Origin of the sequence: Labedaea rhizosphaerae (assembly GCF_004362825.1) — a bacterium.
In the GTDB taxonomy this organism is placed as follows: Bacteria; Actinomycetota; Actinomycetes; order Mycobacteriales; family Pseudonocardiaceae; genus Labedaea; species Labedaea rhizosphaerae.
On record NZ_SNXZ01000003.1, the window covers coordinates 667,291 to 679,568 of the forward strand.

Here is a 12,278-nt window from a genome sequence, read left to right on the forward strand (position 1 = left end):
TCGCAGAAGGTTCAGCCCTTCTGCGACGGGGCACCAGCCGTCACTTCTCGCCGGCGAAGCGTTCCCAGGCCGACTGGCGCGTGATGCCCATGGCCTCGCCGATGCGGGCCCAGGCGACACCACGCGTGCGCAGGAGGTTGACCAGGCTCTGCACCCGCCCGTCGAGCTGCGCGCTCACGAACGCCATGCGGGGCAGCGTGTCGAGCAGTTCCTCATCGGACTGCTTCTCCCACACGGACAGGTCCGTCTCCTGCGGGTCGGCCCCTTCCTGGTCGAGGATGTCGTTGCACAGGCGCACGCAGCCGTCGCAGATGTAGGTGCCGGGCCCGGCGATCAGCTTGTTGACCTGGTCGGCGGGCTTGGCGCAGAACGAACAGCACAGCTGGCTCTTGGTGTCAGGCATGCCCTGACACTAGGACGTCAGGGATTCCCTGACAACCCCTTCGGTCGCCCAGTCCGCGATGGCCGAGATCGGCCCCAGCAACGACCGCCCCGCCTCGCTCAACGCGTACTCGACGCTCGGCGGCGTCGTGGCGAGCACGGTCCGCGTCACCAGGCCGTCGGACTCGAGCGTGCGCAGCGTGCGGGTGAGCATGCGCTGGCTGATCCCGTCGATGCGGCGGTTCAACTCGTTGAACCGGTGCTTGCCTTGACCGAGCAGAACGAGCACGCCCAGCGTCCACCGCTCGCCGAGCCGCCGGAAGACCCGGGCCACCGGGCAGAGGTCATAGTCGACGACCGGCATCACCGCGGGCAACGGGATCGCGAGCACCGAGGGCACACCGGTGTTCCCATCTGACATGAAACTGCCTTCTTTCCGGCCGGGGGTCCACCCGCAAGGCTGGCAGAAACACCCCGAGCACAGGAGCAACCCTTTGTCCCCCAACAATGGACCCGTTCTCGTCCTCGGCGCAGGCCCCGGGCTCGGCATGGCCGTCGCGCGCCGGTTCGGGCGGGCCGGGCAGCCCGTCGTCCTGGTGTCGCGCTCCGCGAACCGCCACGCCGGCTACGTGCGGCAGCTGACCGCGGCGGGCATCGACGCGATGGCCATCGCCGCCGACCTGCACGACCTGACCGCGATCGCCGACGTCGTCGCCCGCGCGACCGATCGGTTCGGGCCGATCGAGACCGTCTACTACGGACCCGGCGCCGCCGACCCGACCGCGCGTCCCGCTCCCATCGAGGAGACCACGGTGGCCGACGTCGAAGCCGCCCTGCGCGCCATGCTGTTGCCCGCGGTGGCCGTGACCGAACTGGTCGCACCCGGGATGCGGCAGCGCCGGTCGGGCTCGCTGTTGTTCGCCACCGGCCTCGCCAGCGTCGTGCCGCTGCCCATGCTCGGCGCCTTCGCGCCGACCAGCGCGGCCCTGCGGACCTGGGCCCTCACCCTGCACACGTCGCTGGCCGACGACGGCGTGCACGTCGCCGCGCTGGTGCTGGGCGGGCTCATCCGTGGCGGCGACATCCACCGGCACGCGGTCGCCGCCGCTCCCGAGGCGATGACCCTCCCGGAGCTCGACCCCGAAGAGATCGCCGAGGCGGCGTGGCGGCTCACCGTCGAACGCGATCAGGCCGAGGCCGTGTTCAACGCCCTGACGGCGTGAGCTACTCCACTGCTACTCGACACCGGGCTTCGCGATCGAGTCCTCGGTGAGCTCGGCCTGCAACCGCCACACCTGCCGGCGGAACCGCTGCACGACCGCGAACAACAGCCCGCCACCGGCCAGCACGCTGAGCACCACCACCGGCACCGACCCGGTCATCCCGCCCGCGATCGCACCCGCCACCCCGCACACCACGATCACGATGGCGAGCGCCTCGGCCACCACCGGCCGGATCCACGTCCAGCGCCGCAGCGCCGCGATCTCGGCCTGCAGCAGCCGCGCACCGCGGTTCAGTTCGCGGTCGTCCACGTGGAGCTGCAGGATGCGCTCGGCGGCGTGCGTGCAGATCGCGAGCTGGCGCTCGGTGGTCATCACCAGGCGTTCGTCGCCGGTCTGGCTGCGCACCTGCTCGGTCACCGAGTACAGGGTGCTGGCCAGGTAGTAGCGGGCGACCGGGTCGTCGGGGTGGGCCGCGACGAGCTTCTCCAGCTCGTCCACGGCCGAGGCCGCCTCCCCCGCCGCCACCCGCAGCTGGGACACGGCGATCACCGTCAGCTCGTCGGTCGGCGCGGCTTCCACGGCCTTGCGGTAGTGCACCAGCGCGAGCCGCAGGCCGCCGCGGGCCAGGTAGACGTCGCCGATGCCGATCTGGTCGAGGTGGTGGTCGCGCAGCTGCGCCGCCGCCTCGAACTGGCGCAGCGCCTCGTCGAGCCGCCCGTCCTCCAGCGCGTCGAGCGCCTCGCCGAACACCTTGTCGGCCTCGCAGGGGCCTTCCTGGGCAGCCTTCGACGCCGCCCGTGGCACCAGTTGCCACTTGGCCACGACGTCCTGCCAGGAACGCAGCATGGGATCACCTCGACGCGCAACGCTAGCGTCGCCGGCCATACCCGGGCCCTACGACACCTACCGATCTTGGTTGATGACCGGAATAGAGTAGCCCCGACGCCAACTAGTCGGGGTGAGTAGAGCATGGGCGGACGGTTTCGCCAGCCGACCTCTCGCTGGGTCGGGTTCGCGGTGGCCGGCGCGTACGTCGTGATCACCGCGATCACCGGCACCGCGCTGCTCGTCGCGGGCCAGCGGATCAGCGCCGCGGACGCTCAGGCCGGGCCGCCGGCGGGCGCGTTCGCGCAGTACACCGACACGATCACGGTGACCAACGACCCGCAGACCCTGCCCCGCACGCACACCAGGACCACGACCCCGAGCCCCACCACGGTCACCACCCGGGTCACGACGCAGCCGCCGCGTACCCAGCCGCACACGACGACGCCCAAGCCGACGCAGACCCACGCCAGGTCCGCGTACGACCACGTCACCGGGCCTGCCGGCCTGCGCACGGTCGTGCCGGACGGCTGGGCGCAGGCACGCAGCACCGGTCCCGGCGCCGAGATCGCCGTCGACCCGTCGAACAGCCAGCGCTACGTGAAGTACGGCGGGTCGGCGATCGACGGCAGCGACATGCTGGCCACCCACCTGATGTACGAGGCGAGCTACGCCGCCCGCAGCGACGGCTACCACCGCGTGGCGCTGCTGGACGCGACCTTCCGCGAGGCCGACGCCGTCGTCTGGGAGTTCCGGTTCACCGGCCCGGGCGGCACCCAGCACGCGAAGTCGCTGTACTGGCGGGTCAAGGGCGTCGAGTACTTCGTGCTGGTGTCCGGTCCCGAGCGCGACTGGTCCCGGATGTCGGCGGTCTACGACCAGATGGTGGCCGCTGCCCGGCCTTAAAGCGCGGTTGCTCGCTGGTCGAAGAAGAGCCGGGCGACGAGGTCGCCGCGGGATCCGGTGCCGGTCTTGGCGAAGATCGACTTGAGGTGGTCCTGCACGGTGTACGTGGACATCCGCAGCTCGTTGGCGATCTGACGGGTCGGCAAGCCGCGGGCGACGAGTTCGGTGACCCGGCGCTCCTGGCGGGTCAGGCCGTACGCGTCGGCGAGCAGCGGCGCCAGCTCCGCCGGCCGGGCCGCCTCGAGCAGCACCGCCACCGACGTCTCGCCCATGAGCGAGCCCCGGACGATCACCCAGCGCCCGGTCCGGGTGCGCACCCGCGCGCGGGCCGGGCCGGTCGTCTGGTGGTTGCCGACGGCCCGGGCCTGGCGCGCGACCGCACGGATCACCAGCGGCAGCTTGGTGCCCGCGCGCGTGCCGGTGCCGAGCTCGTCGACCCACTGCTGGGCGGCCAGGTTGACCATGTCGATCTCGTCGTCGGGGTTGAGCACGAGGATTCCGGCGTCGTCGCGGTCGGCGCGGGCGTCGTCGAGCAGCAACGACCGGCGCAGCCCGTCGGAGATCAACCCGGTCAGCGAGGTGACGAGCCTGACCTCGGCCGCGGTGAAGTACGGGCGGTCCAGTTCGCGGAACACGGTCAGCGCACCCCAGGTGCCCGTGCTGCTGGACAGGACGACGCGCAGCTCGTCGGCATAGCCCTCGGGGCGACGGACCTCCCGGTGCCGCCGGCTCAGGTCGAGGTCCCCCACCGTGACGCCGCTCAGGCTCGCCGCGGTCTGGCCGAGGCGTGCCATGTCGACCCACTTGGTGTAGTCCGGTTCCCGCAGCTCGATCTCGACGAGCCTGCTGATCGCGTCCGCGGGCATCCCGTTCTCGACGAATTCGGCGGTCGGCAGCATGGTGGCCGGGTCCATCGTCATCAGGCACGAGCCCTCGGAGGGCACCGCCGCGTCGAGCGCGGCGCTCATCGCGCGCCAGTAGTCCTCGACGCCGAGCCCGCGGTGGACCAGGCGCGTCATGGTGTCGTGAAGCCGTTCGTGCATCCCCAGGGCCGAAGCCATGGCTCAACATAACGCGCTCCCCCAGAAAAGTGGGATACCCGCGACGACCCGGTCGCGATGATGCTGTGCCCATGACGATCAGGCTCTACATGACGGTGTCCGTCGACGGCTACGTCGCCGGACCGGACGACCGGCCCGGCCAGGAGCTCGGCGTGCACGGCTTCCGGCTCTTCGACTGGCTCGACGACCGGATGTCCGACGGGGTCAACGGGCAGGTGTACCGCGAGGCCATGGCCACCGGCGCGATGCTGTCGGGGCGCCGCACGTTCGAGCTGGCGAACCGCTGGCACGGCGATCACCACGACGGCGTGGCCATCCACGTGCTGACCCACCACGCCGACCCGGACGACGTGCCGGCCGGCGGGCGCACGACGTTCCACACCGACGTCCACGAGTGCGCGGCTGCGGCCCGGGCCTCCGCGGGCGAGCGCGCCGTGATGGTCCACGGCGCGGCCGCGGCGCAGTCCTTGCTCGCGGCGGGCGAGCTCGACGAGCTCGAGCTGCACGTCGTGCCCGTCCTGCTCGGGGCCGGGCGGCGGCTCTTCGACCCGGAGGTGTTCGGCCGCGTGGAACTGGAACCGGTTCGCGTGCTGGAGGGGCCGGGCGTCACCCACCTGCGTTACCGCGTGATCCACTCGGAGGAGAAATGACCGCCGCCCTGACCGTCGACGTTCCCGCAGGCACCTGGACGATCGACCCGGCGCACAGTTCCGTCGGCTTCTCGGTCCGCCACCTGATGGGCAGGGTGCGTGGCCGGTTCGAGGAGTTCTCCGGCCAGGTCACGACCGCCGAACAGGCGGACGGCTGCACCGCGACCGCGACGATCGCCATGGCGTCGGTGAACACCGGCAACCCCATGCGCGACGACGACCTGCGCTCGGCCAACTTCTTCGACGTCGCGCAGTTCCCCGACATGACCTTCGAGAGCACCGGCCTCGCGGGCGGGGACGACCAGTGGGAGCTGCGGGGCCGGCTGACCATCCGCGGCGTCACCCGCGACGTCGTCCTGGCGGTGGAGTTCCTCGGCCTCGACGAGACCGGGTTGATGGGCGAGCAGCGGATCGGCCTGTCGGCCACCACGACGATCCTGCGCTCGGACTACGGCGTCGGCGCCACCGGCCTCGAAGGCCAGAAGATCGTCGTCGGCGACAAGATCACCGTCCAGCTGGACGTCCAGGCCGCGCTCGGTGCGTAACCGCTAGAGCGGGCGGCGCCGGGCGGTGACGAAGCGCGGCCGGCCCGCCAGGTCCGCGTGGTCCTCCACGTCGCTCAGCACCCGGCGCAGCGACAGCAACGCGGGCACGGACTTGCCCTGCGAGTCGTCGTGCTCGATGCCCATCCAGCCCTCGGGCCGCAGCAGCCGGGCCGCCAGCGTGACCACGTGGCGGATGGTCGCCAGCCCGTCGTGGCCGCTGAACACCGCCTGGGGCGGGTCGTGGTCGGCCACCTCCGGCGGCACGACCGTGTGGTCGGGCACGTACGGCGGGTTGCACAGGACGAGATCGACCCGGCCGTCCAGTTCGGTCAGCAGCGTCGGGTCGGCCACGTCGCCGGAGTAGAGCGTGATCGGCGTGTCACCGGCCTGCGCCCGCAGATCGGCGTTGCGCCGGGCCCAGGACAGCGCCGGCGCGTCGTTGTCCACTCCGTACACAACGGCGTCCGGGCGGGCGTTGGCCACGGCCAGCGCGAGCGCACCGGAGCCCGTGCACAGGTCGATCACGGTCGGCTCGGACAACGTCTTGATCGCCCGCAAACCCCAGTCCAGCAACAGTTCCGTCTCCGGCCGGGGCACGAAGACCCCCGGCCCGACGGCCAGCGTCACCGGCCCCAGCTGGGCCCAGCCGAGCAGGTGCTGCAACGGGATCCGCTTGGCCCGCTGGGTGACCAGCTGCCCGATCGCGTCGACCACCGGCGGGTCCACCAGCGGCACGAGCGGCAGCCGGGTCCGCTCGACGCCGAGCACGTGCGCGGCGATCAGCTCGGCGTCCGTGCGCGGCGACGCCACGCCCGCGGCCGCGAGGATCCGCTCGCCCTCGAGGATCGCCAGGCGCAACGGCTGTCGGGTCATGGGCGAAGCTTATGCGGAGGTGCCGGCCAGGCGTTCGGCCCGGTCGGCGGCGGCGAGCGCGTCCAGCACCGCGTCCAGGTCGCCGTCGAGGACCTGGTCGAGGTTGTAGGCCTTGAAGTTCACCCGGTGATCGGAGATCCGGTTCTCCGGGAAGTTGTACGTGCGCACCCGCTCGGAGCGGTCCACCGTCCGCACCTGCGAGGCCCGCGCCTGCGAGGCCTCCTGCGACGCCTTCTCCTCGGCCGCGGCCTGCAACCGGGCCTGCAGCACCTGCATGGCGCGCGTCTTGTTCTGCAGCTGCGAGCGCTCGTTCTGGCACGACACCACGATCCCGGTCGGCAGGTGCGTGATCCGCACGGCCGAGTCGGTGGTGTTCACGCTTTGCCCGCCCTTGCCCGACGAGCGGAACACGTCGATGCGCAGGTCCTTCTCGTCGATCTCGATCTCGACGTCCTCGACCTCGGGGTAGACCAGCACGCCGGCCGCCGACGTGTGGATGCGGCCCTGCGACTCGGTCACCGGCACCCGCTGCACGCGGTGCACGCCGCCCTCGTACTTCAGCCGCGCCCAGACGCCCTCCGGCCCTTCGACGTGCTTGGCCTTGATCGCGACGGTGGCCTCCTTGAAGCCGCCGAGGTCGGAGTCGGTGGCGTCCAGGATCTCCGCGTGCCAGCCGTGGCGCTCGGCGTAGCGCAGGTACATGCGCACCAGGTCGCCCGCGAACAACGCGGACTCCTCGCCGCCCTCGCCGGACTTGACCTCGAGCACCACGTCGGACGCGTCGTGCGGGTCGCGGGGCAGCAACAACTCGGTCAGCCGCTCCTCGAGCGGCTGGACGCGCGCGGCCAGCTCGTCGGCCTCGGCCGCGAACGCCGCGTCCTCACCGCCCAGCTCGCGCGCCGCGGCCAGGTCGTCGCGCACCTGGTCGAGCTCGGTCGCGGTGCGGGCGATCGGCGTGAGCTGCGCGTAGCGGCGGCCCAGCTTGCGAGCCCGCTCCTGGTCGGCGTGCACGCCGGGGTCGGCGAGGGCCTGCTCGAGCTCCTTGTACTCGCTCAGCAGCGCGTCGAGCGCACCCGAATCCACCTGCACACCTCCCGGTTGCCGTGCCATGACACGCAAACGGCGCCCACCCGCACTCGCGGATGGGCGCCGTGGGCGTAGCTACTTGTTCTTCTGACGCTTGCCGTAACGCGCCTCGAAGCGGGCAACGCGGCCGCCGGTGTCCATGATCTTCTGCTTGCCCGTGTAGAACGGGTGGCAGTTGGAGCAGACCTCGACGTGGATGCTGCCCGAAGACTTCGTGCTGCGGGTCTCGAAGGTGTTGCCGCAGCCGCAGGTCACCGTGGTGGTGACGTACTCGGGGTGGATACCGGTCTTCACTGTGATCGCCTCTCGTCGTGGCCGCCGGGTCCCCAAGTGGTGACCGGGGTGAACCGGAGCCGTATTCGATCCGACAGTTTGCCAGACGCCTTCTGAAACACCGCCTGCCGGGGGTTTGTTCCCCCGGCAGGCGGTATCGCGGCGTCAGTCGTCGTTGCCTTGACCAGGCGTGGTCTTGGCCACCTGCATGAGGAATTCGATGTTCGTCCGCGTCTTGCGCAGCTGGGTGAGCAGCAGCTCGATGGCCTGCTGGCTCTCCAGGGCGTGCAGCACCCGGCGCAGCTTCACGGTGATCGCGAGCTCGTCCGGGGACAGCAGCAGCTCGTCCTTGCGCGTGCTCGACTGATCGACGTCGACGGCCGGGAAGGTCCGCTTGTCGGCGATCTTGCGGTCGAGCTTGAGCTCGGCGTTGCCGGTGCCCTTGAACTCCTCGAAGATCACCGTGTCACCCGCGGACCCGGTTTCCACCAGCGCCGTGGCGAAGATGGTCAGCGAGCCGCCGTCCTCGATGTTGCGTGCCGCGCCCAGGAACCGCTTCGGCGGGAACAGCGCCGTCGAGTCGACACCACCGGAGAGGATCCGGCCGGACGCCGGGGCCGCCAGGTTGTAGGCGCGGCCGAGGCGGGTGATCGAGTCGAGCAGCACGACCACGTCGTGACCCATCTCCACCAGGCGCTTCGCGCGCTCGATGGAGAGTTCCGCGACGCTGGTGTGATCCGACGGCGGGCGGTCGAAGGTGGAGGCGATGACCTCGCCCTTCACCGACCGCTGCATGTCGGTGACCTCTTCCGGCCGCTCGTCCACCAGCACCACCATGAGGTAGACCTCAGGGTTGTTGACGGAGATCGCGTTCGCGATCGACTGCAGCACGGAGGTCTTGCCGGCCTTCGGCGGCGACACGATGAGCGCGCGCTGCCCCTTGCCGACCGGCATCACCAGGTCGATGACGCGGGTGGTCAGGATGTGCGGCTCGGTCTCCAGGCGCAGCCGCTCATTGGGGTAGAGCGGGGTGAGCTTGGTGAACTCGGGACGCGCCTTGGCCTGCTCGGGGTCGAGGCCGTTGATGGTCTCGACGCGGACGAGCGGGTTGAACTTCTGCCGCTGCTGCTCCCCTTCGCGCGGCTGGCGGACCAGGCCGGTGATGGCGTCACCACGGCGCAGGCCGTACTTGCGCACCAGCGAGAGCGAGACGTAGACGTCGTTCGGGCCGGCGAGGTACCCCGACGTGCGCACGAACGCGTAGTTGTCCAGCACGTCCAGCACACCGGCGACCGGCAGCAGGACGTCGTCCTCGCGGATCTCGGTGTCGCCACCGCCGCTGCTACCGCCCCCGTCGCCACGGCCACCACGGCGCCTGCGGTCGCGGAACCGACGTCCGCGACGGCCACCGCGCTCGTCATCGTCGTCGTCCGGGCCGTTGTCCTGCTGGCGGTTGTCTTGCTGACGGTTGTCCTGGCGGCGGTTGTCCTGACGGTCCTGCCGGTCCTGGCGGTCCTGGCGATCCGGCCGGTTGTCCTGACGGTCCTGACGGTCCTGGCGCGTGTCCTGACGACCGTTGTTGTCCTGGCGGTTGTTGCGCTCGCCGCGTTGCTGGCGCTCGCCTTGCTGGCGCTCACCCTGCTGACGTTCGCCCTGCTCAGGACGGTTGCGGGTGGTCGTCTCGGTCGCCTCGGGGCTGCCCGCGGGTCGTCCCGCGCGGCGCCGGCGCCGACCGCCGTCCTCGCCGTCACCCTTGTCGCCCGGCTCGGCCTTGTCCTCGGCGGGCTTCTCGGCCTTCACGGGCTTGTCGGCCTGCTCGACCTTCGCCTTGTCCTGCTTGGCCTTGACGGGCTTCTCCTCGGCCGGGCCCGCGTCGAGCGGCAGTGTCGCCGGGGCCTCGGCCTTCTTCTCGGCCTTCGCCTTCGACTCGCCCTTGGCCTCCTTCGCGCCGCCGGAGCCTTGACGCTCCTTGATGGCCGCGATCAGATCGCCCTTGCGCATCCCGGTGGTGCTGGAAATGCCCAGTTGAGCTGCGAGTTCCCGCAGTTCGGCCAAGACCATGCCGGACAGCCCCGCGCGTCGCTTGGGACCACCGTTGGTGGTCGGCTGACCGGTGTCCGCGGCAGGGTCCGCAGCGACTCCGGCAGCGACGTCGCTGCTCAACAGATCGGTGTTGCTCACTAATGTCCTTCCTGACCGGTCCGCGCCTCCAACGCGGCCCAGCGGACCGCCGTCCGGCGGAACGCGGGACGGCGTACGTGCCCGCTGGCGGAGCCCAGTCACGGCGTCGGCCATGGTTTTGGCCAGCCGGACGACTCGGTCGCCTACACGGAGCATCTCGGTCACCACAACCATCGGGATCCACCGACATGGACTCGGACCGATGCGGCCGAGCCAACATCTCAGCAGCGGATGCGACCCGGAAAAGAATCCCCGGGAACGACACCGGCGCCCGAAGCGCGCGGTGACTGAACGACCCCGAGGGTAGACGGCCACAGGATCGGTTGCAAGAACCGCCCCCTTGGCGTGGCGACACTATGCACAACCATTCCCACCTCGGCTTTGTTCCTCGGCGCCGTACCTCATCTTCACCCGATCCAGCGATCGAACACCCGTTCGACCCGTGGCAGGATGGACCCATGCCGTACAAAACGCGAACACCGTTGCCCTGCAACCGAATCCGCTCGACGAGAGGGTTCTGCGCCCTGGTCGCCGACCCTTGATCGCGGCCCTAGTCGCAGCGGACGCCGGTCCGGTCGACCGGCAGTTCGAGCACCCGGTAGTCCGCGGTGTCGACTCCAGGCGGCAAAGTGCCGTCGGACGTGAAAGCGAACACAGTCGGCCCCGCACCGGACACCGTCGCCGGGACACCCGCGTCCCGCAGCTCCCGCACGAGCCGCATCGTGTCCGGCCAAGCCTGCTCCCGGTAGTCCTGGTGCAGCCTGTCCTGTGTGGCCGGTAGCAGCAGGTCGGGCCGGGTCGTGATGGCCTGCACCGCGAGCGCGCACCGCGCCGCGGCGAAGGCGGCGTCCACGTGCGGCACGCGTTCGGGCAGCAAGCCGCGCGTGGTGGCCGTGGCCGACGGGTGCTCGGGGATGCACACGACCGGCCGGACCGACTCGTGCGGTTCCAGCCGGAGCGCCTCGAACTGCTCGTTGTCCTGCCACGCAAGCACAAGGCCGCCGAAGAGGCTCGCGGCCACGTTGTCCGCGTGCCCCTCGAACCGCGCGGCGAGCTGCAACGCGCCCGGCTCCTTGCGCGCGTCCAGCCCGGCCAGCGCATAGGCGGCCGCCACCCCGGCGACGATCGCGGCGGCCGACGAGCCGAGCCCGCGTGCGTGCGGGATGGCGTTCGCGCACCGCACGGTCAGCCCGGGCACCGCCATCCCGAGCTGCGCGGCGCCCGCGAGCACCGCCCGCACGACCAGATGTCCCTCGTCCAACGCAACCTCGGAGGCACCCTCGCCATGGACCTCGATCCGCAACCCCTCGTCCGCGGTCGCCACCTCGACCTCGTCGTAGAGCCCCAGCGCGAGCCCCAGCGCGTCGAAACCGGACCCCAAGTTGGCCGTAGACGCAGGCACCCGAACCCGCACCACAGTCATGCCACCACCGTTCACCAGGTGTTCGTCATCGGCCCACACCCAACCACCTGGTCCCGGGTTTCGCCGCCCCCGTTCCACCCACCGGACCACGCGACGGCCAGAACCGATCGGTTGGGTTCACGGCCAGAGCCACCTACGTTGCGTCCCTCCCAGCACCGGCAGACCGGCGCGGCTCAGCGGCACCCGTCAAACCAAGCAACCGCCGAAGCCGAAATCCCGGCGCACAACGATCAAGCGGGCAGCGAAATCAGGCGGGCCACTCGTCGCCGGTCGAAGAACCGAGCTCCGCGCGCCGGGTGGCGACCAGGTCGGCGCAGGACCGCTCGTCCGCCGCCACTCCGTCCAGGGCCGCCTGCCGCGCGTCGTCAACCTCGGAACCGAACCGGGCGACCACCGACCACGGCAACCCCGTGACCGCATCGACCGAATCGGAGGACCGCAACCACGACACGATCAGATCCCGGCGCGCGAGGTCGACCTCGACGAAGCGAGGATTCGCGTCCGCCGCCCCGGCCCGCTTCGCCACGGTGATCAGCTCGACCCACAGGTCGTCATCGCTGGGCGGGCGGTTGGCCAGCACGGTCAGCCGGCCGAGCAGGCCGCCGTGCGCACCGAGCTGGAGTTCGCCGCTGGCCACCCACTCCGTCAGGGCGGACTCGACCGCGACGGCGTCCACTGCGGGCTGACCCTCGCGCAGCGACGCGTCCTCGGCCCGCCACGACTCGAGCGGCAGCCGGCCCGACCAGGCCTGGCGCTGCAGGAAGAGCAGGTGGTCCAGCACCTCGACCGGCCAGCCCCACAGCTGGTCCGCCTCGACGGCTTCCGCCAAGTCCATATCAGCCCCGTTCCAT

The 12,278-nt window shown here is 71.0% G+C and carries 14 protein-coding genes; 4 read left to right on the top strand and 10 right to left on the bottom strand.

Translation table 11 applies throughout. The features are described from left to right. Nucleotides 1–40: 40 nt before the first annotated feature. Nucleotides 41–403: a ClpX C4-type zinc finger protein gene (locus EV186_RS40530; RefSeq protein ID WP_133850889.1), complete on the bottom strand. Its 363-nt coding sequence runs from the start codon at nucleotides 401–403 to the stop codon at nucleotides 41–43. Nucleotides 404–412: 9 nt separating this feature from the next. Beyond that, complete coding sequence (locus EV186_RS20280) at nucleotides 413–802, bottom strand: winged helix-turn-helix transcriptional regulator (protein ID WP_133850890.1); 390 nt, start codon at nucleotides 800–802, stop codon at nucleotides 413–415. Between the two features lie 73 nt (nucleotides 803–875). Between EV186_RS20280 and EV186_RS20285 the strand changes: the two genes are divergently transcribed. Next, on the top strand, nucleotides 876–1,604 hold the full coding sequence (locus tag EV186_RS20285) for an SDR family NAD(P)-dependent oxidoreductase (protein ID WP_243754155.1): 729 nt from the start codon (nucleotides 876–878) through the stop codon (nucleotides 1,602–1,604). Between the two features lie 12 nt (nucleotides 1,605–1,616). On the opposite strand, the gene EV186_RS20290 is transcribed toward EV186_RS20285, so the two are convergent. Beyond that, nucleotides 1,617–2,450 (bottom strand): tetratricopeptide repeat protein, encoded by an 834-nt coding sequence (locus EV186_RS20290; RefSeq protein WP_133850892.1) that lies wholly within the window; start codon nucleotides 2,448–2,450, stop codon nucleotides 1,617–1,619. 123 nt (nucleotides 2,451–2,573) lie between these two features. On the opposite strand from EV186_RS20290, the gene EV186_RS20295 reads away from it, so the two are divergent. After that, nucleotides 2,574–3,335: a hypothetical protein gene (locus tag EV186_RS20295; RefSeq protein ID WP_133850893.1), complete on the top strand. Its 762-nt coding sequence runs from the start codon at nucleotides 2,574–2,576 to the stop codon at nucleotides 3,333–3,335. Here the strand turns inward: EV186_RS20295 and EV186_RS20300 are convergent. Next, the gene (locus EV186_RS20300; protein WP_133850894.1) at nucleotides 3,332–4,396 is read right to left on the bottom strand and encodes a helix-turn-helix transcriptional regulator; all 1,065 of its coding nucleotides are present in this window, start codon (nucleotides 4,394–4,396) and stop codon (nucleotides 3,332–3,334) included. The two genes, EV186_RS20295 and EV186_RS20300, sit on opposite strands and share 4 nt — an antisense overlap. 71 nt (nucleotides 4,397–4,467) lie before the next feature. Here EV186_RS20300 and EV186_RS20305 point away from each other — a divergent pair, with 71 nt between their 5' ends. Next, nucleotides 4,468–5,046, top strand: coding sequence for a dihydrofolate reductase family protein (locus EV186_RS20305; RefSeq protein ID WP_133850895.1), 579 nt, complete (start codon nucleotides 4,468–4,470; stop codon nucleotides 5,044–5,046). Continuing rightward, complete coding sequence (locus EV186_RS20310) at nucleotides 5,043–5,591, top strand: YceI family protein (protein ID WP_133850896.1); 549 nt, start codon at nucleotides 5,043–5,045, stop codon at nucleotides 5,589–5,591. Before EV186_RS20305 ends, EV186_RS20310 begins: the two co-directional genes overlap by 4 nt. A gap of 3 nt (nucleotides 5,592–5,594) precedes the next feature. On the opposite strand, the gene prmC is transcribed toward EV186_RS20310, so the two are convergent. From prmC to EV186_RS20340, 6 genes are all read right to left on the bottom strand, one after another. Next, nucleotides 5,595–6,464 carry a peptide chain release factor N(5)-glutamine methyltransferase gene (gene prmC / locus EV186_RS20315; RefSeq protein WP_133850897.1) on the bottom strand — a complete coding sequence of 290 codons (870 nt, stop codon included), beginning with the start codon at nucleotides 6,462–6,464 and terminating at the stop codon, nucleotides 5,595–5,597. 9 nt (nucleotides 6,465–6,473) lie between these two features. Further along, a complete protein-coding gene (prfA, locus tag EV186_RS20320; RefSeq protein ID WP_133850898.1) occupies nucleotides 6,474–7,547 on the bottom strand; it encodes a peptide chain release factor 1 in 1,074 nt (357 codons plus the stop codon). Nucleotides 7,548–7,625: 78 nt separating this feature from the next. Beyond that, nucleotides 7,626–7,844: a 50S ribosomal protein L31 gene (gene rpmE, locus EV186_RS20325; protein WP_133850899.1), complete on the bottom strand. Its 219-nt coding sequence runs from the start codon at nucleotides 7,842–7,844 to the stop codon at nucleotides 7,626–7,628. Nucleotides 7,845–7,988: 144 nt separating this feature from the next. Further along, a complete protein-coding gene (rho, locus tag EV186_RS20330; RefSeq protein ID WP_133850900.1) occupies nucleotides 7,989–10,004 on the bottom strand; it encodes a transcription termination factor Rho in 2,016 nt (671 codons plus the stop codon). A gap of 550 nt (nucleotides 10,005–10,554) precedes the next feature. Continuing rightward, a complete protein-coding gene (thrB, locus tag EV186_RS20335; RefSeq protein ID WP_133850901.1) occupies nucleotides 10,555–11,427 on the bottom strand; it encodes a homoserine kinase in 873 nt (290 codons plus the stop codon). A 247-nt stretch (nucleotides 11,428–11,674) separates the two neighbouring features. After that, on the bottom strand, nucleotides 11,675–12,262 hold the full coding sequence (locus EV186_RS20340; protein ID WP_133850902.1) for a hypothetical protein: 588 nt from the start codon (nucleotides 12,260–12,262) through the stop codon (nucleotides 11,675–11,677). Between the last annotated feature and the right edge of the window lie 16 nt (nucleotides 12,263–12,278).